The 23,842-nt window shown below is 53.9% G+C and carries 25 protein-coding genes; 12 read left to right on the forward strand and 13 right to left on the reverse strand.

Features of this window, described 5'->3' with window-relative positions; genetic code table 11:
* Window positions 1-21: 21 nt before the first annotated feature.
* The 5 genes from E6C60_RS02150 to E6C60_RS02165 all read left to right on the forward strand — a co-directional run bounded on the left by E6C60_RS02150 (window position 22) and on the right by E6C60_RS02165 (window position 2,721).
* Window positions 22-486: a pyridoxamine 5'-phosphate oxidase family protein gene (locus E6C60_RS02150; RefSeq protein ID WP_138224255.1), complete on the forward strand. Its 465-nt coding sequence runs from the start codon at window positions 22-24 to the stop codon at window positions 484-486.
* Between the two features lie 272 nt (window positions 487-758).
* Window positions 759-959, forward strand: coding sequence for a cold-shock protein CspD (gene cspD / locus E6C60_RS02155; RefSeq protein ID WP_006207896.1), 201 nt, complete (start codon window positions 759-761; stop codon window positions 957-959).
* Window positions 960-1,080: 121 nt separating this feature from the next.
* Entirely contained in the window at window positions 1,081-1,317 is a 237-nt protein-coding gene (locus E6C60_RS02160) for a cold-shock protein (protein ID WP_138224256.1), read from the forward strand.
* Between the two features lie 193 nt (window positions 1,318-1,510).
* Complete coding sequence (locus tag E6C60_RS20775; protein WP_175415151.1) at window positions 1,511-1,687, forward strand: hypothetical protein; 177 nt, start codon at window positions 1,511-1,513, stop codon at window positions 1,685-1,687.
* A gap of 245 nt (window positions 1,688-1,932) precedes the next feature.
* On the forward strand, window positions 1,933-2,721 hold the full coding sequence (locus E6C60_RS02165) for a formate/nitrite transporter family protein (protein ID WP_138224257.1): 789 nt from the start codon (window positions 1,933-1,935) through the stop codon (window positions 2,719-2,721).
* Between the two features lie 122 nt (window positions 2,722-2,843).
* Here E6C60_RS02165 and E6C60_RS20780 read toward each other — a convergent pair whose 3' ends face one another.
* Window positions 2,844-2,990 carry a hypothetical protein gene (locus E6C60_RS20780; RefSeq protein ID WP_175415152.1) on the reverse strand — a complete coding sequence of 49 codons (147 nt, stop codon included), beginning with the start codon at window positions 2,988-2,990 and terminating at the stop codon, window positions 2,844-2,846.
* Window positions 2,991-3,272: 282 nt separating this feature from the next.
* Here E6C60_RS20780 and E6C60_RS02170 point away from each other — a divergent pair, with 282 nt between their 5' ends.
* The 4 genes from E6C60_RS02170 to E6C60_RS02185 all read left to right on the forward strand — a co-directional run bounded on the left by E6C60_RS02170 (window position 3,273) and on the right by E6C60_RS02185 (window position 7,613).
* Window positions 3,273-3,866 carry a nitroreductase family protein gene (locus E6C60_RS02170; protein ID WP_138224258.1) on the forward strand — a complete coding sequence of 198 codons (594 nt, stop codon included), beginning with the start codon at window positions 3,273-3,275 and terminating at the stop codon, window positions 3,864-3,866.
* A gap of 148 nt (window positions 3,867-4,014) precedes the next feature.
* Complete coding sequence (locus E6C60_RS02175) at window positions 4,015-4,380, forward strand: hypothetical protein (RefSeq protein ID WP_233281104.1); 366 nt, start codon at window positions 4,015-4,017, stop codon at window positions 4,378-4,380.
* 147 nt (window positions 4,381-4,527) lie between these two features.
* Entirely contained in the window at window positions 4,528-6,621 is a 2,094-nt protein-coding gene (locus E6C60_RS02180; protein WP_138224260.1) for a serine hydrolase domain-containing protein, read from the forward strand.
* Window positions 6,622-6,773: 152 nt separating this feature from the next.
* The gene (locus tag E6C60_RS02185; protein ID WP_138224261.1) at window positions 6,774-7,613 is read left to right on the forward strand and encodes an aldo/keto reductase; all 840 of its coding nucleotides are present in this window, start codon (window positions 6,774-6,776) and stop codon (window positions 7,611-7,613) included.
* Window positions 7,614-7,725: 112 nt separating this feature from the next.
* Here the strand turns inward: E6C60_RS02185 and E6C60_RS02190 are convergent, their stop codons facing one another.
* From E6C60_RS02190 to E6C60_RS02220, 7 genes are all read right to left on the reverse strand, one after another.
* On the reverse strand, window positions 7,726-9,234 hold the full coding sequence (locus E6C60_RS02190; protein WP_138224262.1) for an MDR family MFS transporter: 1,509 nt from the start codon (window positions 9,232-9,234) through the stop codon (window positions 7,726-7,728).
* Between the two features lie 220 nt (window positions 9,235-9,454).
* Complete coding sequence (locus E6C60_RS02195; RefSeq protein ID WP_138224263.1) at window positions 9,455-11,881, reverse strand: UvrD-helicase domain-containing protein; 2,427 nt, start codon at window positions 11,879-11,881, stop codon at window positions 9,455-9,457.
* 212 nt (window positions 11,882-12,093) lie between these two features.
* A complete protein-coding gene (locus tag E6C60_RS02200) occupies window positions 12,094-13,068 on the reverse strand; it encodes an aldo/keto reductase (RefSeq protein ID WP_138224264.1) in 975 nt (324 codons plus the stop codon).
* 117 nt (window positions 13,069-13,185) lie between these two features.
* Window positions 13,186-14,340 carry an ArnT family glycosyltransferase gene (locus tag E6C60_RS02205; RefSeq protein WP_233281105.1) on the reverse strand — a complete coding sequence of 385 codons (1,155 nt, stop codon included), beginning with the start codon at window positions 14,338-14,340 and terminating at the stop codon, window positions 13,186-13,188.
* A gap of 214 nt (window positions 14,341-14,554) precedes the next feature.
* On the reverse strand, window positions 14,555-14,785 hold the full coding sequence (locus tag E6C60_RS02210; protein WP_138224265.1) for a hypothetical protein: 231 nt from the start codon (window positions 14,783-14,785) through the stop codon (window positions 14,555-14,557).
* Between the two features lie 84 nt (window positions 14,786-14,869).
* Complete coding sequence (locus E6C60_RS02215; protein WP_138224266.1) at window positions 14,870-16,723, reverse strand: bifunctional diguanylate cyclase/phosphohydrolase; 1,854 nt, start codon at window positions 16,721-16,723, stop codon at window positions 14,870-14,872.
* Between the two features lie 282 nt (window positions 16,724-17,005).
* A complete protein-coding gene (locus tag E6C60_RS02220) occupies window positions 17,006-17,605 on the reverse strand; it encodes a DUF5317 domain-containing protein (RefSeq protein ID WP_138224267.1) in 600 nt (199 codons plus the stop codon).
* A 311-nt stretch (window positions 17,606-17,916) separates the two neighbouring features.
* On the opposite strand from E6C60_RS02220, the gene E6C60_RS02225 reads away from it, so the two are divergent.
* Genes E6C60_RS02225 through E6C60_RS02235 form a run of 3 tightly spaced genes read left to right on the forward strand, consistent with a single transcriptional unit; the run spans window position 17,917 to window position 19,739 of the window.
* Window positions 17,917-18,126: a cation transporter gene (locus tag E6C60_RS02225; RefSeq protein ID WP_138224268.1), complete on the forward strand. Its 210-nt coding sequence runs from the start codon at window positions 17,917-17,919 to the stop codon at window positions 18,124-18,126.
* A 30-nt stretch (window positions 18,127-18,156) separates the two neighbouring features.
* Window positions 18,157-18,903 carry an oxygen-insensitive NADPH nitroreductase gene (nfsA, locus tag E6C60_RS02230; protein ID WP_138224269.1) on the forward strand — a complete coding sequence of 249 codons (747 nt, stop codon included), beginning with the start codon at window positions 18,157-18,159 and terminating at the stop codon, window positions 18,901-18,903.
* Window positions 18,904-18,962: 59 nt separating this feature from the next.
* Window positions 18,963-19,739, forward strand: coding sequence for an exodeoxyribonuclease III (locus tag E6C60_RS02235; RefSeq protein ID WP_138224270.1), 777 nt, complete (start codon window positions 18,963-18,965; stop codon window positions 19,737-19,739).
* Here the strand turns inward: E6C60_RS02235 and E6C60_RS02240 are convergent.
* From E6C60_RS02240 to E6C60_RS02260, 5 genes are read right to left on the reverse strand one after another with little or no spacing between them, the layout of a single operon-like run.
* Entirely contained in the window at window positions 19,728-20,546 is an 819-nt protein-coding gene (locus E6C60_RS02240; protein ID WP_138224271.1) for a TatD family hydrolase, read from the reverse strand. The two genes, E6C60_RS02235 and E6C60_RS02240, sit on opposite strands and share 12 nt — an antisense overlap.
* A 52-nt stretch (window positions 20,547-20,598) precedes the next feature.
* The gene (locus tag E6C60_RS02245; protein ID WP_138224272.1) at window positions 20,599-21,414 is read right to left on the reverse strand and encodes an ABC transporter ATP-binding protein; all 816 of its coding nucleotides are present in this window, start codon (window positions 21,412-21,414) and stop codon (window positions 20,599-20,601) included.
* Window positions 21,411-22,208, reverse strand: a complete 798-nt coding sequence (locus E6C60_RS02250; protein ID WP_138224273.1) for an ABC transporter permease — start codon at window positions 22,206-22,208, stop codon at window positions 21,411-21,413. The genes E6C60_RS02245 and E6C60_RS02250 overlap by 4 nt, the downstream gene beginning before the upstream one ends.
* Window positions 22,205-22,498 (reverse strand): thiamine-binding protein, encoded by a 294-nt coding sequence (locus E6C60_RS02255; protein WP_138224274.1) that lies wholly within the window; start codon window positions 22,496-22,498, stop codon window positions 22,205-22,207. The genes E6C60_RS02250 and E6C60_RS02255 overlap by 4 nt, the downstream gene beginning before the upstream one ends.
* Before the next feature lie 41 nt (window positions 22,499-22,539).
* The gene (locus E6C60_RS02260; RefSeq protein ID WP_138227581.1) at window positions 22,540-23,559 is read right to left on the reverse strand and encodes an ABC transporter substrate-binding protein; all 1,020 of its coding nucleotides are present in this window, start codon (window positions 23,557-23,559) and stop codon (window positions 22,540-22,542) included.
* Window positions 23,560-23,842 lie beyond the last annotated feature (283 nt).

The raw sequence follows: 23,842 nt of genomic DNA on the forward strand, positions 1-23,842 counted from the left end.
ATACCACGGGGAGAGAGAGTCATGTCTCATTCAATCAAGCTTCCAGAGCAGCTGTGCCGCCTGCTGGATGGAGAGAACCTGGAGGAGAAACAGGGCGAAGGCATCCAGCTGCTCACGCAGTGCGAGGACGGCTGGCCGCATTGTGCAATGATCGGTGCCGGGGAGATGATCGCCCTGCAGGAGGACGTGCTGCGGCTGGCACTTTGGCCGGGAACGATGACGACCGGGAATGTGATACGGACGGGTAAAGCGACGATCGTACTGGTTCACGGGGCAAGAATTTATTACATCCGCCTCGTCCTTGTGCATCTGGCGACGCTGGCTTCCGCCCGGCATCCGCGAGAGCGCTTCGAGGCCAGGATGGAGGCCATCCGGGAGGACACGGCTCCTTACGCCGATATTGTATGTGGCGTAACCTACCGGCTTAAGCAGCCGGAGGAGGTGCTGGCCCGCTGGAGAGAAACGCTGGAGGAGCTAAGGCAATGAGGGGAGGGGCGGCGTCCGCCGCCTTTTTTTAGAAGAACAAGTTATATTTCAGGCAATATTTGCATAAGATAAGTTTATAAATTGCTCACGAAATTATGCTTCACCTTGCCAACACACGTCAGGTGTGATAATATAGGTATCACTAGAGCGACCTGAAATTACACATTGTAGAGGGTTGTTATATGATGAATAACCTTGTACAATATGTGAATTTTTTTATTCGTTAACGAAGTAAAAAAGGTCATGTAAATCTTTAAAGGAGGTACACTACTATGCAAACAGGAACTGTTAAATGGTTTAATGCAGAGAAAGGCTTCGGCTTTATCGAAGTTGAAGGCGGTAACGATGTATTCGTTCACTTCAGCGCGATTCAAGGCGACGGCTTCAAAACGTTGGACGAAGGTCAACGCGTAGAATTCAACATCGTTGAAGGAAACCGCGGACCACAAGCTGAAAACGTGGTAAAGCTGTAATAATGTAACAACGCCTGCCCTTAATGTGTGACATTAAGGGCAGCTTTGTTTTCAGGTTCTGGTGAGCTGTATTACCAGGATTAAAGCCAATATTCGCAAGACGGGACAAGGAGGCGTACTCATGTATTCGCGCAAGAATGCGATGGAAGCTGTGCCGGAGGAAATGACCGAGGTGTGGTCCTGTACTAAGGATGATTGCAAGGGATGGATCCGGGATGACTTTGCTTTTGCAACAGAGCCGGTATGTCAGCTCTGCCAGTCTCCGATGGAGAAGGAAAGCAGGATGCTGCCCTTACTCGTCAATACGAATAAGAAGCAAAAATCACTTGGCAAAGGGATTCTGATTGATCGGAAATAGCGGCTAGGGCCACGAAAGCGGCGCAGATACGGTCGGTATCTTTTCGAAAATGTACGACTCCCGCATCGTCTGACGAACGCAAGACCGTTACAAAATAGACGGCAGCGGTTAGTTATTACATGATCCCCTATTTTAGGGGTTATGTATAAAAACATGCGGAAAATCGCATAAATTCCAAAGGAGGAACCGTATTTTGAATACGCAAAATGAGGTGCTGAAACGCAACATCGACAACATGATTCTGCAGGACAACCAGGAAGGCCTGAATGGGCAGGAGAAGTTTATCATGCAGAAGCTGATGCGGGAGAAGTATCAGATGGAGCATGAGAGTAAGCTGGAAAACAGTGAGAACGAAAACGACGACAAGTAGGCTTGGCTAAAGCGGGCCCGCTTCGGGTGCGTAATGACTGTTTCATATAAAAGGCGTGAGCCGGAGACGGAGGTCTGCGGTTCGCGCCTTTTTTTGATGCAGCAATCCTGGAACGGCAGCATAACCTGATCTTTCCTGAATTGTGAACTATATCACAGTTTAGATGGGAGAATTTAGGTATACTGTGACTAGGAGTCAGTCGTTGAGAATCAGATAATGGGAATGAAGCTAAAGGATGTGGCACCATGGAAACTCAATCACTTTATGAAGTGGAGAAGCTGGCCCTCAAGAAAATGAGGCTGTTTCAGCAAAGTCCGCTTCGTTATTTGGCGCGCTCGGCGTTAGCCAGTATGTTTATCGGCTTCGGGGTCATTGTGGCCTTCCGAACAGGCAGTTATTTTTACGCGGTGGACTCTCCGGCCATGTACCCTATGGCTGCGCTGACGTTTGGGGCCGCTATTATTCTCATCGCCTTCGGGGGAGGGGATCTGTTTACAGGAAATGCATTCTATTACACCTACGGTGCGCTGCGGCGAAAGCTCCGCTGGGTCGATACCATCAAGCTGTGGGTGGCCAGCTACTTCGGCAATATTGTCGGAGCGGCCGTATTTGCACTGCTGATCTATCTCACAGGATTATTTCATGCTCCTGAGGTGAATGGATTTCTGCTGTCTGTTGTCGATAAAAAGATGCATGCGCCGTGGACAGAGCTCTTTTTCCGGGGAATCCTGTGTAACTGGCTTGTCTGCCTGGCCTTTTTCATCCCGATGGGGATGAAGTCTGACGGGCCCAAGCTGTTTGCGATGATGCTGTTCGTATTCTGCTTCTTCATCTCCGGCTATGAGCACAGCATCGCAAATATGTGTACCTTCGCCATTGCGCTTGTCGTGGATCATCCGGACACCATCTCGCTCTCTGGAGCCGTCTACAATCTGGTGCCGGTGACGCTCGGGAACCTGATTGGCGGCAGTGTATTTATGGCCTTTATGTACCACTATGTGAACAAGCCGGATCTGGATCAGAATCAGGACTAGGCGCGTTAACGAGGGAGCGGCCTGCGGTGCAGGCCGTCTTTAAATTGTCCTGCAAAAAAAACCGGATGCCGCGCATTCAAGCCGCGAGGCATCCGGTTCTGATCTACCACATCTATATCCAATTAAGCCGGGGTTACAGGCTTCAGATTCATTTCCATCTTGCGTGCAATTTCCTTCTGCCACTTCAGATCACCGAGCTGAATGGCTAGATTCAACAGATCCAGGTAATCATCTACCTGCAGGTTCGTACGCCGAGGGTGCTCTTTCATAGGGGATCCGGTTCTCCTTTATGTTTGGAATTCATACCGGTCAGCGTGGAGGCTTTTGATGCTCACTGACTCGGTAATGATAATCATTATCAGGTATGTTTATCTTTATTATAAAGGGTTCCGGGGTAATTGCAAGGGCTTTTCTGCAAATTTTGGCGACAACATCTTGATCAGACAAGCTTTTGTCTTCGTATGTGTCCTTATCCGGCTCCCCTATGAGGAGCGCTCTTTATTTGATACAATAGAAGCTAATTGTATAACGATTTTCGAGGAGGCTAACGTATGAATATTCATGAAGCGATCCGAACTCGCCGCAGTATCGGCAAGGTGCAGGATACACCGATTTCGCAGGACAAGATCGAGCAGATTCTGGAGGCAGGAACCTGGGCCCCGACGCATAGACATACAGAGCCTTGGCGGTTCTTCGTCATGACCGGCGGTGGACGTGACCTGCTGGGCCATGTCATGGCTGACATTTCCGAAGCCAGTGCTCAAGACAAAAGTGAAGAGGAGCTGGCTGCAGCCCGTGATGCAGCGATCGGCCGAGCCTACCGGGCTCCACTGGTGATTGGTGTTGCTGTCGCGCCAGCCGATGATCCTAAAGTGATTGAGCTGGAGGAATACGGGGCTGCGTTCGCTGCGATTCAGAACATGCTGCTCGAAATCCATGGCCTGGGTCTTGGCGCGGTATGGAGAACCGGTGATTTCTGCTACAAGCCACAGGTGAATGAAGTCTTTGGCTTAGGAGAACAGGATAAAATGCTCGGCTTCCTTTACGTCGGAGAGCCGGACATGACGCCGAAGGAAGGCCGCCGCGAGAGCGCTGCATCCAAGACGACCTTTATTGACCAGTCAACACGCCGTCTGGAGTCCTAATCGTTCCTTCCTAATGGGTCTTAATCGATCATAACCCTGCCCAAAAGCCTACCAAATTACTGAAAATGTTGGTATAATAGACCTATATTTGTCGAAATAAGGCCAGTCCCCGGCTAAACGACATGAACGTACATAGGAGGCTATTGTAGTGAATTTTCAGAAATGGGATATAGGCGGTAAACTGATCTTTATTGCAGCCTGTGCAGCATTTGTATCTTTATTTTTTGACTGGGTGGATATCGGGTTCGCTTCCCAGAACGGGTTCGGGCAGGGCGCCGTGTTTTTCTTTCTGTTGTTTTTGTATCCGCTGATCGTGGTGATCCGCGAGCAGCGCCTGAACAAGCTGCTGGGGTATATACTTGCAGCTGCAGGTGTTATTTTCAGCATCATTTATATTTCTTCAAAGTCTGTAGATTTCCTGGGCAGCAGTGTGAATGCTGCCGGCAGCGGACCGTATGTATTTATCGTGGCCTGCATCCTGCTGGCCGTAGGTATATTTAAGCGCGTAAGATAAGACCGGCAATCAAGGGGACGCTTGTGCCGGCAAGAAGAGCCGGATTTTCTGCTATTATTCGCAGAAAATCCGGTTTTTATTTTTTTGAACCGATTGGATGACTGAACCGTACTAAGTAAGGAAAAATTTGCTGAGGAGGTTGTTAGGTTGAAGAAGAAATGGCTGTGGCTGCTATCATTATCGGTTACACTCACACTCAATCCGCTCCTGTCGCCAGGCGCGATGGCGGCTGAAGATCAGAAGCAGGTCTCGCAGACGGAGGTCGCCTCGAAGCTGGAGACTCTGGCATCTCAGAAAGCGTCGCTGCTGACAGAGCAGTACGGTGTAACAAGTGTACAGTATGCACTCCTGGATGGAGAGGAGCTGGTGTTATCGGGGGTCAGCGGCATCCATGATGCAGAAGGCCAGATTCCGTTGACGCCGCAAACGATGTACGGGATCGGCTCGACGAGCAAAATGTTTACCGCCGCGTCCGTTATGAAGCTGGTGGAGCAGGGCAAGCTTCAGCTGGACACTCCGCTTATCCAGTATATGCCGGATTTCACGATGAAGGATGAGCGGTATAAGCAGATCACGCCGCGTATGCTGCTTAATCATTCCTCCGGCCTGCAGGGGTCCACGCTGGCTAACGCTTTTTTGTTTGAGGATCATGATACGGCTGCGCATGACAGCCTGTTGAGCAACCTTTCGAAGCAGACATTGAAGGCACAGCCTGGGGCCTATTCGGTTTACAGCAATGACAGCTTTACGCTGGCGGAGCTTTTGGTTGAACGCGTTAGCGGTCAATCCTTTACGGCCTTTATTCATCAGCATTTTACGGAGCCCCTGAAGCTGGAGCATACGAAGACTCCTCAGGATCAGCTAGAGGACACTGCACGGGCAGGCATCTTTTACCCCGGCTTTGATGTCCAGCTTCCGGATGCAGTCGTCAATGCGATTGGCACCGGCGGGATTTACTCCACAGCGGAGGATTTGGTGAAATTCTCCAAGGTGTTTACAGGAGGGGCGGAATCGGTCTTGTCCTTCTCTTCTGCCAAGATCATGGCACAGGAGGAGTACAAGAAAGGGATCTGGCCGAAGGATGCCGATAATTCTGTCGATTATGGACTGGGGTGGGATAGTGTACGGCTGTTCCCGTTCGAGAATTATGGTATTCAGGCATTAGCCAAAGGCGGCGATGCGGTTGTGTACCACGCTTCTCTCATCGTTCTTCCGGAGCATGATATGGCAGCGGCCGTCTTGTCCTCTGGCGGCAGCAGCGCGCTGAACCAGATCATGGCGAGCGAGCTATTGCTCCAGCAGCTGAAAGCGAAGGGGGAGATTCAAGCCATCCAGCCGGAGAAATCCTTCGGCAAGCCGGTGGCTGCACCGATGCCGAAAGAGGTTATGGATGTTGCCGGCCGCTATGTCTCCACGAATCAGGTGCTTCAGGCAACGGTGAAGGAAGAGGGACGTCTGATTCTGACTATGCCCATTATGCCGGAGCTTCCCGCACAGGAGTATGTGTACACGAAGGATGGCAGCTTTTTGAATGATGAGGGCACGGTGAAGATTACGTTCGTAACGGAAAGTAACGGCCGCACGTACATCTGGGTTCAGGAATATGCATCCGCACCGGGACTGGGGCAGATGGCAACATCACTATACTCAGGCGAAAAGCTCCAAAGCCACAAGCTGGATGAAGCTTCGGCTGCCGCGTGGGAGCAGCGGGAAGGATTGAAATATTATCCGCTGAACGAGAAGTACAGCTCCATGGCTTACTTTTTGCAGGAGCCTTCCATAGCCATTGTGCGGGACCCCAGCATGAAGGGTTATCTGCTCGACAAGAAGATTACGGGTCCGAACACTGCGCGAAGTCAGCATGAGGTGCCGGGCGTGGGCAGCCGGGATACGATGGATTTCAGCTTCTACAAGCAGCAAGGCAAAGAATATCTGGAAGCAGCCGGAACCTTGTTCGTGAGCGGAGACAGCATCAAGGGGCTGTATGCCGGCAAGCGGTCGAAGGTGACGATCGGTAATGACGGCTATGCCCGCTGGTTTACAATTCCGGCTGCGGCGGCCGGTAAGGCGATGAAGGTGGCTCTTCCGCTTCATAGCGCATTCGCCGTTTATGACGGGCAAGGGGCATGTCTGTATTATTCCATCATCTCCGGTAACCAGGCGGTGAAGCTGCCAGAGAACGGCTCTATCGTATTCCTGGGTGCTGCCGGGTCTGCCTTCGATGTGACCTTGAGCCCGTAGCTCTGGCGGCGGCAGCAATGCAGGTGTCAGAGACTGAAGCTAACGCTGCGGAGGGGTCATAGAGGTACATTTGAGACGTTCCGCCGGAAGGAGTATACTGTATAGGCGGCAATTGCCTGCCGAATCCAACTTGCCTTTAGGAGGAATTGACTATGACTCATCCGGAGCATCCTGTTTTGAATGAAGGGCCTACGCTGCGTGACGGCGTTCAGATGCCGTGGCTGGGCCTCGGCGTATACAAGAGTAAGGAAGGCGAAGAAGTCATCCACGCGGTAAAGTCTGCCATTGCGGCCGGTTACCGCAGCATTGATACTGCGGCCATTTATGGCAATGAAGAAGGGGTAGGACAGGCCATTCGCGAATGCGGCGTGCCGCGCGAGGAGCTGTTCATTACCACCAAGGTATGGAATGATGATCAGGGGTATGAAGCGACTCTTCGGGCTTGTGAAACCAGTCTGAAGAAGCTGGGGCTGGATTATGTAGACCTGTACCTGATCCACTGGCCGGGGAAAGATAAGTACAAGGAAACCTGGAAGGCGCTCATCCATCTGCAGGAGCAGGGATTGGTGCGTTCGATCGGGGTCAGCAATTTCCAGATTCATCACCTTCGGGATATTATCGAGGATTCCGGTGTCGTACCGACCGTAAACCAGGTTGAGCTGCACCCGCTGAACAGCCAGAAGGAGCTGCTTCAATATTGCCAGGAGCAGGGCATTGTGCTGGAAGCCTGGAGCCCGCTGATGCAGGGTCACCTGGATCATCCGGTCATTACCGAGCTGGCTGCAAAATACAGCAAGACTCCGGCTCAGATCATTCTGCGCTGGGATCTCCAGCATGGCATTATCGTTATTCCCAAATCCGTGAAGGAGCACCGGATTCGGGAGAACGGAGATATTTTTGATTTCGAGCTGTCGGCAGAGGATCTGGCACAGCTGGACAGCCTGAACGAGAACAAGCGCTTTGGTCCGAACCCGGACGAATTCCTGTTCTAAGCAAGATCTGATCAAGATCTAAGCAAGAGAAGAAGTGTAGCAAGAAGAGAGGCCTTGCGGGGAAGTCCGCAAGGCCTCTTTTTGTCGTATTCATTGCGCCTGTGTCCATCTACTATGAGCCGGACATGGCCGGCTTCTTGTTCACCTGAACCCGTTCCTTCCCCATCATAAGCACGAAGAATACGGCCAGTCCTGCGGGAACCAGCGCCCAGGCAAAGGCCTGGGTGATGGAGTCGGCCAGCAGACCAGTCACGAGCTCCCGAGCCTCCGGCGGCAGCTGCTGGAGCGCCTCAGTGCTCGGTGTAAACTCTGAATCGATCGGCAGGCTGCCCGGGGCTTGGGAAGCGGTATCCGCCAGGCGGTTCGTCAGGGCATTGCGCTGGATAATGCCGAACACTGTAATGCCGACCGTCATCCCGAGCGAGCGCAGGAACGAGTTGGTTGAAGTGGCAGCTCCCCGCTGACGCGCTTCAAAATTGTGAATCGACGCAATACTGAGCACGGAGAAGGAGAAGCCCACACCGAAGCCTGTCAGGATCATATAAACCGTGAGCCAGCCCCGCGGCGTGTCCGGCGACAGCGTGCTTAATGCAAAGAGGCCGGTGACAAAACAGATGACCGAGAGGATCATAATGTTGCGGAAGGTAGTCTTGGTCGTCAGCAGTCCGCCGATCTGACTTCCGGCTACACTGCCCAGCATCATCGGCATCAGCATCAAGCCGGAGTCGGTCGCAGAGCCTCCATAAACCCCGGCGATAAAGATCGGGATATAGACGGTGGCGACGATAAAGCCTGCACCATAACAGAGCGCGACAGCATTGCTGGCGGCAAACAGACGCTTGCGGAACATGTTGAAGGAAATGATCGGCTCACTCGCCCGCTTCTCTGCCCAGATAAATAGAAAGAAGAGCAGCAGAAAGCCCCCGAACAGGCTCAGGATCTGAATAGAGTCCCATGCATAAGCCTGCCCTCCCAGCTCCAGACCGAACATCAGGCAGATGATCGCGCCGACGAGGGTTGCGGCACCGGTCCAGTCGATTTTTTGCTGAACCCGGGACAAGGTTTCCTTATAGAAGACGAGAATGAGCACCAGGGAGATTAGCCCGATGGGGAGATTGACATAAAAGACCCACTCCCAGCCGATGCTGTCTGTAATAAAAGCGCCGAGCAGGGGCCCCAGAATGCTGGATGTGCCGAAGACAGCGCCGAGCAGTCCCGTCATCCGTCCTCTCTTCTCCGGCGGAAATAAATCGAACACAATCGTAAAGGCAATCGGCATCAAGGCACTGCCGCCGATACCCTGAATAGCGCGGAAGATGATCAGCTGCATCATACTGTCCGCCAGACCGCACAGCGCCGAGCCGAGCAGGAAAATCAACAGACCGAATACAAAAAAGCGCTTCCGTCCATACATATCCGACAGTTTCCCGAAGATCGGGGTACCGGCCATGACGGCAACCATGTAGGCCGAGGTGACCCATACGATCTGATCAAACCCGCCGAGATCCTCCACAATGGTGTACATGGCCGTCGCTACAATCGTGTTATCCATCGCGGACATCAGAATACCGAGCAGAAGCGCGGTGACGACCAGCTTGATATGGCTTTGCTGTGCATTCATTCGTTACGGCTCCTTTTTGTATGTATATAGTGGTATATAAAGCAACGTGCTGTCTCTATTTTAGCCCTTCCAGGATAAGCATGGCAAGACGAACAGGAAAAACAGGAAAACGCTGGGGCGAAGGGGAGGTTGCTGCTTGGCGCCAGCTAAACTAAAGAGCCAGAGGCGGCTGGCCTCTGGCTTGGGATGCATCAGTGCGGGATGTTCGGCAAGGCGAGGGCTAGCCTGGCGGGCGCCTGCCGGCGGCAGGTGCCTGCTTCATGCCCGCTTGCATGGGCGCGCCGCACAGCGGGCAGGCCTTGCTGCCAGCGGGGACCGCCGCGCTGCTCGGGCCCGCCGGGTGGTCCATGCGCTGCCAGCCACGGCAGCCGGCCCCGCTGCACACCCACGCGCGGACCGGCTCGGCCGGCGCCCGCTGCGGGGTCACCGGCGCCGTGCTTGCTTGCGCCGCGCCGCGGCCTGCTGGCTTCGCGCCGCGCCGCCCGGCAGCGGGGGCCGCGGCGTCCGTGCGCTGCAGCGCCCAGCGCCTGCCCGCACCGTCGCTGGCAGCCGGGCCGCCGCTGCCAGTGCGTCCATCCCCGCTCTCCGGCTGCGCCTTGATGTGGAAGACGCTCTGAAGAAAGCGCGATACCTCCATCTTCCGTCCCCGGTAGTAGCCCGGCGAGCTGATGATCAGCTCATCACGGGCGCGGGTGACGGCAACATAAGCAAGCCGCCGCTCCTCTTCCAGCGCCTCGTCGCCCTTCTGCTCCCGGGCCGTGAGCGGGCGGCTGTCGTCGCGCTGTGCAGCCTGCAGGGCGGAGGTGTGCGGCAGAATGCCGTCAGACGCGCCGATCAGGCAGACCACCGGAAACTCCAGCCCCTTGGACTTGTGAATGGTCATGAGCTTGATGGCGTCGGCATGCTCATCCTTTTTGCGGTGCATCATGTCCCCGTGAACCTCAATCAATGCATCGACGAAGGCAAGGAAGGAGGGAATATCCTTGAACCGCTTGGCGGACGCCTCCAGCTCATCCAGTCCCTCCTGGATGAATTCCTTATGCAGCGTCAGATCCTTGCCCCGGTCGGCTTCCATAAATTTGTCGTAGAACCGCACCCGGATCTCCCGAATCGCTTCTGCCGGCTCCATGAGCTTCAGAGATTTAATCAGCTTCGACCGCTCCCGAACCTGCTCTATCTGAAAATCCTTCAAGCCGGGGAAGGTGAGCAGATGGGAGAGGGGACCTTTTTTGGGGCGGGGGGTGTCCTGCTGCAGGATATGCTCCATCCCTCTCTCCCGGTTGATATACAGCGTTGGCAAAATCCCGCCCAGCGCCTGGAAATTGCGACGATCGAGCGACAGCCTCAGATGCTCCATCACCGGCTTCACCATCCACTGCTCATAGAACAGATCGTTCTGCTCATAGTGGATAAACGGAAGTCCCGCCAGCACCAGCTGCTCGAATATGGCCCGGCTGTTATGCGAGGTCCGGTACAGGATACAGTAATCCCCGTATGGTCTGCGGTTCTCATTTACGGACTCCTGGATCGAGCTCAGCAGGAGCGAGGCCTCCTCATCCGGATCATTGGGGCGGAGGTAGAGCGGGACCTGATCGCTTTTTCGGGTGGATTGCAGTGTTTTGGGGCGCCGAAGTTGGTTGTGCTGGATGATCTCATTGCCCAGCCCCACAATGCTCGACAGCGAGCGGTAATTGATGTCCAGGGTAATGACCCTGGCACCGGGAAAGGCTTGGTCAAAGTGAAGAATAAACTCATGCCGGGCGCCGTTGAAGCTGTAAATGGTCTGATCGTCATCTCCCACCACCATGAGATTGCGATGAGGCTTCACAAGCATTCGGATAAGCTCATAGGGCAGCAGGCCGGTATCCTGGAATTCATCGACCATGACGTAACGGAAGCGGCGTTGCAGTGAATGCAGCAGGGGCTGATCGTTCTGTAGAAGGCGGTGGGCCCAGACAAGAATATCGTCAAAATCCATCTGGCCATGCTCTTCCTTCCACGTCTCATATCTGGCAAAAACCTGCCGGGTCTCCACCTCTGCCGGGGTGCTGGCCGGAAGCTCGTCCAGTCCTGCCATGTTCAGGCGATAGGCGGACCACAGCGATAACAGCGTCTCGGCCTCATAGCGGTCCGCAAGGCCCATCTCCCGCAAAATCCGCTTCACGATGAATTGCTGATGCCTGGTATTGCTCAGAATTTCCTGCCGGTAGCCGCGCGTGCGCAAAATGTACAGGAAAAACGAATGAAAGGTCCGGGCTGTTACCTGCTCGGCCTCCCGATTACGAATGCCCGGCAGTGCCCGAATCCGCTCCTTCATTTCGGCTGCAGCCTTGGAGGAGAATGTGACCAGCAAGATGGAGCCGGGGTCTGCTCCGCCGGCAGCAATGAGATGCCCGGAGCGGCTGACCAGCACGGACGTCTTGCCGGAGCCCGCTCCGGCCAGCGTCAGCAGCGGGCCTTCTCCGTGGCGTACCGCTTGAATCTGCGCTGCATTCAGGAACAGCCCCTGCTCCTCCAGGCCGCGGAAGAAGGGAGCATCCCGGTCTGTACTGCGCACCAGCTCGCGGCTGCTGCGGGAGGAGGTCAGCCCTGCAAAGGGAAGGTCACGCCGCTGACTGCCGAAGGGTCGTTTAAAGAAATGAGTCATATGTGAATCACCTGTCATTGTAATTTAAAAACAGCCCTCCCAGTGTACCGGAATTGCAGCGGACTGGCAAAGGAAATTGCTGATGTCTTGCAAGGAAGACCGTGACGGGAAGCCTGCACCAATAGACTAATAGACCAATAGCATAAAGAAAAGAGCTGCCCTCAGGATTTTGTGGTCCTGGCGGTGCAGCTCTTAACGGTACGGGATGCCGCTTATGGCAAAGCTTTGCCGCGCGCACTTACGTACAGGGAATACCATTCCTCCCGCGTCAGCTCAACCAGCTCCGCACCGCCGCAGGCGCGGATTCGGTCCGGATTACGGGTGCCGATCACCGGCTGGATGCCCGCCGGATGCTTCATCAGCCAGGCCAGAAGCACGGCTTCCGGGGATGCCTCCTTCTCTTGAGCCAGGCGCTGGATCAGCGCAGCCGTTTCTTGAATATCCTCGGGCAGCTGCTCCACAGCTCGTCCGGTGTACAAGCCTCTGGCAAGAGAGCCCCAGGCCTGGATCTGGATGTTGTTCTGCTGACAGTATTCCAGCGTGCCCGCCGGGAACGTATGGTTCTGAAAAGCCTCCTGGTTGACATGAACGCCTGCATCCAGCCAGCCCAGATGCTGCAGACTCATCTGCAGCTGATTAACGATGAATGGCTCCTTCGTATAGGCCTGCAGCAGTGAAATCTGGCCGGCATGCATATTGGAGACGCCAAAATGACGAACCTTGCCGGATGCCTTCAAATCCTCCAGCGCTTCCGCGACCTCGGAAGGGTCCATCAGCGGGTCAGGACGGTGCAGCAGCAGCAGGTCCAGGTATTCAATGCCAAGCCGTTTTAACGAGCCGTCCACACTATGAATGATATGCTCCTTGGAGAAGTCATAGCGCCCTGGCACCCCGTTCTGCTCCGCAAAACGGATTCCGCACTTGCTCTGAATAATCATGCTCTCCCGAAGCTCGGGACGTTCCTTCAGGACCTGGCCGAACACTTCTTCGGCCTTGCCGCGCGTATAGATGTCCGCATGGTCATACATGTTGATTCCTACCGCCAAAGCGGCATCCACGGCTTCATGGGCTTCTTTGAGATGTAAAGACGTAATCGGGCTTTCGTCCCAATCTCCGCCAAGCCCCATGCATCCCAGCACGAGACGGCTTGCCGGCACATTCCGGCGGTTTAAAGGCATAATGCTCATATCATTCATAACCTCCCATAGATATCATTGTTAGCTGTGAGGCACATGCATTTCTACGTGATGCTACAGTACCAAGACAGCGGGTCTCCCGGGCACGGCTGCGAGCGAAGCCGTGCCTTACCGGCTGCGCTCCAGACTACGGAGCAGACTGGTCTTATGTCCATAAATGACGGCTTTATTAGTCAGGAACGCCGTATATAGCAGAATAAATACGCCGTACGGAAAGCCGGTCCCGTCAATGCTGGGAACTGCCGCTTCGGCGGCGATGAAGTAGCCCAGCGTCAGCAGAACCGGAAGCTGGCGCTTGAGCCGGTATTTCCATACAGACCAGATCAGGCCGACCACACCGGCATATAGCAGCACCAGCCGTACGAAGTCGAGCGCGGACTGCACAACCCGCCGGGTGTCAGGGTCAGCGAAGCGGCCTGCGTACCGTGTGGACAGACCTCCAAAGACACTGCGGAACAGATACACCAGCGGATTCCCTTCAATAAACCGGGCTTCCAGCCATAGTGGTGCGAGATTCCAGGGACCTGGGAGATACATCAGCTTCTGAAATCGCGGCAGGCTAAGCCACCATGGCGACAGCACAAGGATATAGCCGCCGGCGATCAGGAGCGTACCCCATAGTATGTATCTCATCGGACTTTTGTAAATATACCACAGGATCAGAAATACCCCGGGATACAGCAGTGCTTGCAGATTGAAGCAGGCAACGGCGGCGGTCAGTACGCCGGCGGCTGCATACCAGGCTAGCTGCCTCAGCTCTAATGCAGCAATTACTGAGCATACGAGCAGCAGCATCAGTGTCTGCATGGTCATATCCGGCAGAATGAGCCGGGCGAGACCGTAGGCAGGCCAGTACAAGGCGTAGATAATAGCAGCGAGCAGTGCAGTCGTGGTGTTGAACATGTACCTTGCCAGCACGAATACCAGATAGACAGAAACGGCATGCAGGATACATTGGATGATCCGGTATGCGGTAAAGGCGGTGTCTTCCTCCCCGAACAGCTGGATCAGGGCGAAGATCATTAACGGAACCCCTGGCATGACGCCGGAAACGGCGCTGGAGCCGTCTCCGGCTCCGTCACGGCTGATCAGCAGGGCGCTGGTCATATACTGCTGTTCCATTTCAATCACAGCCGCTCTCGGGTTCTTGGAATCTCCGGCTGCAACAAGCAGGCATGACAATAGAAACACAATGACAATGAGCCCCAGGAGCACTTTGCGGTTCAGGCGGTTCAAGGACCAGATGGAAAACAAATTGTCCACTCCATTTTTATCATATTCGTTCTATCTCTTATCTTAATGAAACGGGAGCGGGAAAGAAAGTCCGGCTTTCCTCTCCTTCTAAATTTCAGGCGCTCCAGCCCCATAGCGCGGCGTAAAAAAAGGCTCCGTAAACACGGAGCCGCTGCTAAAATGCTAGTCATATGAGAAGCCAAAGAGTAGGGGCTGATCCTGCCGGACAGCTTCCCGGCTGTTTCTAGAAGCCGCTGTGATATTTGTCCTCACTGGAGGAGCTGTCTTTGGAGGTCCCGTCCTTGCGTTTCTCTTCCTGCTTCTCCAGGTTCAGGTCCTCCATAGGGATCGAGTCCACGGTTTCTTCGCTTTTGAACTTGTCAAACAGGCTCTCCTTCTCTGTCGGATATTGCTCGGCATGGTCGGTATGACCCGGTCCGTGATCCAGAGGAAGGTTTTTATTAGATTGTGGCATGGAAATCACCTCGTTTAGTTTGATACTCCTTTTTACCTGTTTTGGAGGAGAATCAAACATAACGGGGAAACCCTTCGGGTCCTGTCAAGAGGATTCCATACCTGCTGCCGGCTGCTGCTGCTCCAGCATACGCTGCTCCATATATCCGATAAACAGCTCGGTCAGCTCCGGGTCAAACTGGGTGCCTGAGCATCGGCGCAGCTCGGCAATGCCTTCCTCGTAGGTCTTCGTCTTCTGATAAGGCCGTTCGGTCGTCATGGCGTCAAAGGAGTCAATGATCGTCAGCATCCGGCACAGGCGCGGAATTTGCTTGCCGCTGTAGCCGTGAGGATAGCCGCCGCCGTCGTAACGCTCATGATGAAGCTCGATGAATGGCACCAGCTCCTTCAGCTTTTCGTTCGTTTCAGCGATGCGCTTGCCCCATACGACATGATTCTTCACCGTTTCCCATTCCTCGGCGGTCAGCTTGCCCTTCTTGTTCAGAATGCCCCATGGTATTTCCAGCTTGCCGATATCGTGGATTAGCGCGCCCAGGATGAAATGCCGCCGGTCCACACTGTCGAGCTTCAGCACCGTGCTCATATCCATCGCATAGCGGAAGACCCGCTTGGAGTGCTTGAAGGTGTCAACATCCTTGTACAGGAACAGCTTCAGCTGCTGCTCAATATCCCGTACATCCTCGGCAAAATCGATCTCATGCTCCTTAGCGGAGCTGGATCCGTAGATATGTACATTGTTCTTACCCTGCTTCTTGGCATAGTACATGGCCTGGTCGGCAAAATCCACCAGCTGGGCTTTATCATGAATGTCTACCCGGTGGGAGGCGATGCCGGCAGAGAAGGACAGGCAGCCGGAAGGAAAGATTTCCACTCCTTCATAGTACGTGTCATTCAGCTTCTTGCGCAGCCGGTTCACAAACTCTGAGGCGGCGCCTTCATCGTACCCCGGCATCAGAATCGTAAATTCTTCACCCCCGAAGCGGGAGGCTACGACCTCTGCAGGCTCACACTCCTCATGGAGAAAATGGCCCAAAAATCCGAGCAGCATATCTCCCTTCAGATGGCCGAACTGATCGTTATATTTTTTGAAGTCATCAATATCAATCATAACCAGAGACAGCGGTGTGTCGTTCTGGGAAGCCTTTACAATCTCTTCATCCAGCAGACTTTCGAAGTAACTATGATTGAACAGTCCTGTTCGCTGGTCGCGCGTTGCCTTCTCCTGAATGTCATTGTACATGGTGAACAGCTGCTTGAAGGAGTAGGAGAGCATCGTGCTGAGTGCAATGAAGAGGGTCAGGCCGAACACCCCGTTGCTGCTGATTAGAATCGTTAACGCCAGAGATAGAATCAGGGTGCTTAAATAGACGAGAATAATATCTTTGAAAAAAGACTTTAGCGCTTCATAAAGCGTGCTCCTCATGAGGATTACATAGAAGAAGCCGATCACCAGAACATTAATAAAGAAATAGGTTGTCAATGCAGCCAGGTAGGAAAGGATTTTTTCGTTCTCCAGCGTACCAATTGTTCCACCGGTAGCCGTAAATACTATAGAGGCGCCCGAGATCATGAGCACATAAATATTAAAGTTAGCCAAGTCTTTCCAGAAGGGCTTTTTATAATATACCGACGAAATAATTAAAGTAAGTAAACATACACTGAGTGCAAACGCTGGGCCATAGATAAACATACAGGCTAGATAAACCGACGAGTCCATGGATTGTCCGTTGCCTTTAGGGGGAAGCTGAAAGGCAAAATGGTCCAGAATTAAGGTAGCTCCGGTTAACGCATACAGCCAAGTCCACTCCTGCAAGGTATAATTCAGGAATTCTGCCTTGTTGACGAAACCAAACACGATAATTCCGAACAATGAGATAATAATGAAATACCACTGGCTGGCGCTGATCTTCAGGGTCCGTTCCCGCTTTAAAAACGACATGGGCTGTTTCTCCTCGGAATACTTGATGGTGTCTCCACATTTTAAAGTATAAATCAAATCAAAACAATGAGATATACAAAAGAACAGGCTGATATCAGCCTGTTCTTTTGTATATCTTATTCTTACATGAATTTGAAGCCGGAGGTCAGAGCAACCAGTACGGATGCTACGATTACTGCGTTAAATACGATACGGGAATATTTAACATTCTCGAATTTTTTCATATTCGTCCCCTCCTTTCCAAAGTGATCTGATGTATGTGAATTATGTAGTTCTCAAAGGTTAGGCGCTGCTGCCTGTTTCCAGCGGCTTATTCTTCTCCGCCTTCTTCTTGTCTCCACTCATGAGCTGGACAATGTAGACGAAGATCCCGACGTTCATTACGATATCGCCAATACTGATGGCTTGGCTTCTCGGGTACGGGGGAGATAAGGGAATAATGTCGCCTAGGAAAGGAAGGCGTGTAGATTCATCAAGCAGGTAATGCTTGGTAATCACTGTGCCCTGACTCAGCATGTCCACATAGTAGGGATCCAGCACGGAAGCTGCCTGCAGCGATACGGGCATCCGGCCTCCGTTCACGGCCATAACCAGAAAGTTCAGGAACACGCCGGTCAGAATCAAGCCGAATCCGTGCTGATCCCGGTTGAGCCATAAAAAAATCATACCTACGATATAAATGCCCATAAACATGTAGTTGCTGATTGAGGCTACGAAGGAGGATTGGTCCTGCACCGCAAAGATAACTAGCTGAATCAGAAGCAGCACCGGAAATATCCATCCGCCCTTCAGCTTGAGCTGTCCAAAAGCATGGAGTCCCTGCTTCAAACCACCCCGGATCATACCGACAATCAGACCTAGGATAATGCCATCAAAAACCATAACAATCTCACTTTCCTCTATCGTCGATTTTCTTCATGAAGCTTGTGATTAATGAAATTCGACCTGAAAAAGGAAAATCCTTCTTGTTGCCGAGAAAAAAAGAAAAAATATTGTCAGAGATGCTCAGATGCCAAAGAGAAATATATTCCAGTTTATTATATCAGCAATTTTTGGGAATTTAAATCCTCATTTCAGCGATTTTCGCCAGGTTTTTTTGACAGAGCTTGGTGTTGTACAATCCTTTACATAAAGTAGGGGGGTATAGTACTATGAGGTTCTAAACCATTTTATAATCCGGGAGGAATCTTATAATGAAGCAAACGGTATTAAAGGTACAAGGAATGTCCTGCGGACACTGCGTGAACGCGATTCAGGCCGCGTTGAAGGAGGCTGGTGTATCCGGTACGGTGGATCTGGAAGCGGGACTGGTCACGGTAGAATACAATGAAGGCTCGGTGAATCCGGCAGGAGTTATTGCTGCCATTGAAGAGCAGGGCTACGAAGCAGCAATTCTGGAATAGCTGATCCCGTATGGAGGGGAGTGATTTCACATGAATGAAACTATCGAGGTGCTGATGAATCATCGCTCGATTCGTAAGTATAGCTCTAAAGAGGTCAGTGACGACCAGCTGGAGCAGATCATTGCGGCAGGTCAGATGGCGTCCAGCTCCAGTAACGTGCAGGCCTACAGCGTCATTGCCATACGGGATGCCGGCATGAAATGTGAGCTAGCGGCTTTGGCAGGGCATCAGGCTTATATCGAGCAGTGTCCGGTATTTCTCGTGTGGTGTGCAGATCTATACCGATTGCAGCAGGCGGGGAAGCCTTATATGGAAGAACAGGAATCTTACATTGATTCGGTGGAGAATTTCATTGTTGCGACGGTAGATACCGCACTGGCTGCGCAGAATGCGGCTGTAGCGGCAGAATCGCTGGGACTGGGCATTGTGTATATCGGAGGCGTTCGTAATGAGATCGAGCGCATTTCAGCGCTGCTGGAGCTTCCGGAGCGGGTATACCCTGTATTCGGGATGTGTGTCGGCTATCCGGACCAGCAGCCTGACGTGCGTCCTCGGCTGCCGCTAGAGGGCGTGCTGCATCACGGCAAGTATGATGCTTCCGGGATCGCAGGCCAGGTGCAGCAATATGATGAAGCTTACCGCACCTACATGAGTGAACGTACTGGAGGAGGCCAGCCGCCTGCGGGATGGTCAGCCTTCATGGCCAAGCGACTGGCAGAGCCGGTGCGGCTGCATATGAAGGCTTATCTGGAGCGGCGGGGATTGCTGAAGCGCTAGAAGGCGGTAGCCGGTGAGGGAGAAGACCTCAAAGCTGCCAGATCAGGGGGACATCACAGTTGAAGCTTGTATCTTGGAATGTGAATGGCCTGCGGGCCTGTGTGAAGAAAGGGTTTATGGACGTGTTCAGAGAGTTGGATGCCGACCTGTTCTGCCTGCAGGAAAGCAAGCTGCAGGCAGGGCAGATTGAGCTGGACTTGGGACCGGAGTATCGACAGTACTGGAACTACGCAGAACAGAAGGGCTATTCCGGGACGGCTGTATTCAGCCGTCTTGCGCCGCTGTCGGTACGCTATGGGATGGAGGAGGATCATGAGCCGGAAGGGCGAATGCTGACTCTTGAGTTTGAAAGCTTTTTCCTTGTTAATGTGTATACGCCGAATGCCAGGAGAGATTTGAGCCGCCTGCCATACCGGCTGGAGTGGGAGGATCGGTTCCGCCGCTATCTGCTACAGCTGAACGCTAGCAAGCCGGTCATTGTATGCGGAGATCTCAATGTTGCCCATCAGGAGCTCGACCTGAAGAACGCCAGAGCCAACTTGGGCAACTCCGGCTTCACCCTGGAGGAACGGGGGAAAATGACCGAGCTGCTAGGCGCCGGCTTCCTGGATACATTCCGGCACCTGTATCCGGACAGAGGCGAAGTCTACAGCTGGTGGTCTTATATGCCGAAGGTAAGGGAGAGGAATATTGGCTGGAGAATTGATTATTTTCTCGTCTCGGCCTCGCTTGCAGATCAGCTGATAGACGCCGACATCCATTGCAGTGTCCACGGCAGTGATCACTGTCCGGTGTCCTTATGCATCGACTTGCCTGAGAGGGTATCAAAACTCTGATCCTGCAGCGGCTTCCTCCAATCGGTAGAACCTGAGGGCGTTGCGGTAAAGCAGCTCCACTGCGGACTGAGCCTCTATGCCGGTAATTTCCGCCCAGGCCGCTGCAACCTCAGCAGTCATGCAGGGATGGGTCAGACGGCCGGCGAAGGGGCCCTCGAATGGCCAAGGCCCGTCCGTCTCGGTCATGACCTGCTCTGCGGGGTAGCGCCTGGCGAGCTCCTGAATGTCCTCCTCATAGAGAAGGTCCGGGGTGAAGGAGATATAGGAGCCGCCCCGCGCAAGCCGCTCGATGGTATCGGCGCTGCCTTTAAACCAGTGAAAGTGCGCAGCAGCCAGCATGCCGTGTTTTTTTAGGAGAGCATAGGCTACATCCGCATCCTCATACACGGCATGAAGCACAATCGGCTTGCCGTGCTTGGCAGCAAATGCGATAAATCGCTCCAGGAGCTCCTCATAGGGCCGGTTGTCCCAGGTCTCGCCCCGGGCTTCAGCCTCAATTCGGGTATAGTAAGGCAAGCCCACCTCGCCTACCGCGGCCATATCCTTCAGATGATGCTCCATAAATAAGAACAGCTCACCAGCCTCTTCCGCCGTTGGAAGAGGCTGTTCGGGATGGAAGCCGAAGGCCGGCTTTACCGAGGCATGCTGACGTGAGAGCAGAAGATTGCTTCGGGCAGATTCCAGCCCCATGGAAACACTGATCAACGAGGTCACGCCGCAGCCGGCCAGCTCCGCCAGAATAGTACCCTGCGCCTCTGCTGAGTAAGCGTCCAGATGAATATGAGTATCGATGTAAGATGATTGCATGGGAGATTTGCCTCCTTCTATTCCTTCTATGAATGCGCCGATCGCAGGCTGGCTACCTGTGTATCTCATGCCGCATCGTTTCGGCGAGCTCTTGCTTTAATGAAAGAAAGTCCGGATCCAGGAGCAGCTCCTCGCTTCGAGGCCGCGGAAACGGGACATGAATGGTCTTCAGAATCTGCGCCGGCCGCCGGGAGAGGACATAGATGACGTCCGATAGCAGCAGCGCTTCCTCGATGTGATGCGTGATCATCAATACGGAGCGGCGATGCTCCTCCCACAGATCCAGCAGCCAGCGCTGCATGTCGCTGCGTGTCAGTGCATCCAGCGCACTGAAGGGCTCATCGAGGCACATGAGCTCCTGCGGGCTCATCAGTGCGCGCAGGAATGCGGCACGCTGCTGCATTCCGCCCGACAGCGTCTCGGGAAATGCCTGCTCGAACCCGTGCAGGCCGGCGTGCTCCATCAGGCGGGCGGCTTCCGCTCGGGCCTGCTCGCGGGACATTCCGGCAAGCTCACGAGGCAGAATGATGTTGTCCAGCGTAGTCCGCCAAGGAAACAAGGCTGGCTGCTGCGGCATATAGGCCACTCTGCCCTTGGAGCCGGTCACCTCCTCGCCATGCATCATAATGCTGCCTTGGTCGGGGTGGATCAGCCCGCCGATCACATGGAACAGGGTGCTTTTGCCACTGCCCGAAGGTCCGATCATGGACACGAACTGCCCCGGCTGAACAGTGAGGCTAATCCCTTCTAGCACCTGAACACGGTGGCGGCGGCTGTGGAACGTCTTGTGAATGCCCTTTACTTCTAGAGCGGGGGCCTGCGTGTCAGGCTGCTCCCGGTTTGAATGCTCCTGCCGCTTGCTGGTCATACGCTCACCTCCTGGCGTGATCCGCGATCATGGTCATCCCGGTTATTGTGGCCCCATCGGACCAGGCGCTTCTCTAGCATAGCGATCAGCCCTACCATGATAAGGCTGAGCAGTACAATGATGGCAATGGCAACGAAGACCCGGTCTGTCCGATAAGCCGATCTTTGGAGCAGCATGTAGTAGCCGATGCCCTTGTTCGAGCCGATCCACTCTCCGATCACAGCTCCCATGACAGAATAGGTAGCGGCAATCCGCAGACCGGAGAACAGGGCCGGCAGTGCATGGGGCAGCTCCAGCTTGGTAAAGGTCTGCCATCTTCCGGCGCCGGCCATTTTCATATAATTCATCATCATTACATCACTTCGGGAAAGTCCGTCCAGGGCAGCAACAGCAACCGGAAAAAAGCAGACGAGTGTAATGACGATGATCTTCGGGAGCAGGCCGAAGCCGAACCAGATCATCAGCAGCGGAGCCAGCGCAATCGTCGGTACATTCTGACTGATCACAAGCAAGGGATATAGGGCCGTGCGAAGCCAGGGTACCAGATGCAGCAGCAGTGCAAGGGCAAGTCCCACCGCCGTGCCGATGGCAAACCCGGAGAGCGTCAGGCGCAGCGTGGCCATTGTATGTCCAACCAGTCCGGGTGCTCCACTCACGGCCTCCTGGGCAATGCCGGCAGGAGAAGGCAGAATCCAGGACTCGATCCCGAGCCATACAACAGCCAGCTGCCATGCCCCCAAAAAGAGAAGGACCGCCACAACGGGCGGCCACACGCTTCTCCACCACATGTTCATGGGCGGTATTTCTCCGTTAGCTGATCCATACTGATGCCTGAGGGATATTGGGCAATTTTGACCTGGGAGATGACGCCGGGACAGCCAGCCTGAAGCAAAGCCTCGTGCATCTCGTTCACAATCTGGAGCAGCTGGGGCAGCTCGCCCTCCAGAGTTGTCTCCAGGGCGTGTACCTCATATTTCACGCCGGAGCGCTGAATAACCTTGATCGCTTCATCGACGAACGGGATGCTGTCGCGTCCGTCCGGCGTCTTGGGAATGACCTGAATGCTCAGCAGGGTAGTAGCCAATAGATCTCATCCTTCCTATATTGTCGTTATCCTAAAGGCAGTTAAGGCAGAAAATCATTCGTGAACGCCTGATCTGCTTCAATCTGCTTGTCCAGCAGCTCGCGCTCAAACATCCAGTCTGCATAGCCCTTCCAAACCTCGGCCTTTTGCTCGCCCCAGCGGGCGGCATCATCCTGATATTTCGGGCTGAGCCACTTCTGGCTCGCTAAGACGAGCTCCTGATCCAGCTCCGGTACCGCTTTGGACAGCAGAGCTGCCGCAGCCTCCGGCTGGTCGATCGCGTATTGATAGCCCTTCGCGGTTGCACGCATAAAGGCCTTTACCAGCTCCGGCTGCTGTGCAATCAGGTCCTCGCTGGTGACGAGCACAGGGGTGTAGTAATCGAGAGCTTCAGAGTAATCCTTCACGTAGATCATATCCAGCGGCTCTCCGCGAAGCTCGGCTTCAATGCCTGTCCACGCGTAGAAGATCCAGGCAAAATCAATATCCCGCTTCACCGCCGTAAAATAATCCGCATCTCCCAGATTAATCATCTGGACCTTGCTGACGTCAGCGCCCTCTTGATCCATCATGGATTTCATGACCGCTTCTTCGACCGGGGAGCCCCAGCCGCCGTACTTCTTGCCTTCAAAATCAGCCGCAGTCTTCATATTACGGTCCACCGGAGCAGCAAAGCCGGAGGTATTATGCTGTATTACAGCGGCAATAGATACCAGAGGCACGTCCTGTGTCCGGGCCAGAGTGACACTCTCCTGATAGCTGACGCCAAACTCGGCCTGACCTGCAGCTACCATGGCGTCAGTCCCGCCGGCCCCAGGCTGGACAATGCTGACGTTGAGACCTTCTTCCTCGTAATAGCCTAAATCCCGGGCCGCATACAGACCGGTATGATTCGTGTTGGCGGTCCAGTCGAGCATCAGCGTAACGTCACTTTGCTGCGCCGGACTGCCGGCAGGGCTCTGCTCTCCTTCATTCGATGCTTCCTTCTGTACATTTCCGCAGCCGGCTGTAAACAGAAGCAGGCTGCAGATGAGCAGTGCGAGCCATCTCGGATGCTTGATCATGAAGCTTCTCTCCTTTTGGGCAGTCCCACTCTTCAACCTATGAATCTGAATCCTAACAAAAACGCCCCGCGTCAGCGGGGCGGTTCACAGCAGAACAGGTTCCAAGCCAAGCTTCAATAGCTGGCCGCTGCAAGTTACCTACGCTGGCATTACCCAGATCAGGTTCAAGGGTCAGTGTCAGTATGGGACACAATCTCAGCCGGCCGATTCCCAGCTCCCCGTGGGATGATGAAGTTGGACTGCATGTTTTTGATGATTACGAGTAATTATAGACCTGCAG

It is taken from the genome of Paenibacillus algicola (assembly GCF_005577435.1).
GTDB classification, from domain to species: domain Bacteria; phylum Bacillota; class Bacilli; order Paenibacillales; family Paenibacillaceae; genus Paenibacillus_AQ; species Paenibacillus_AQ algicola.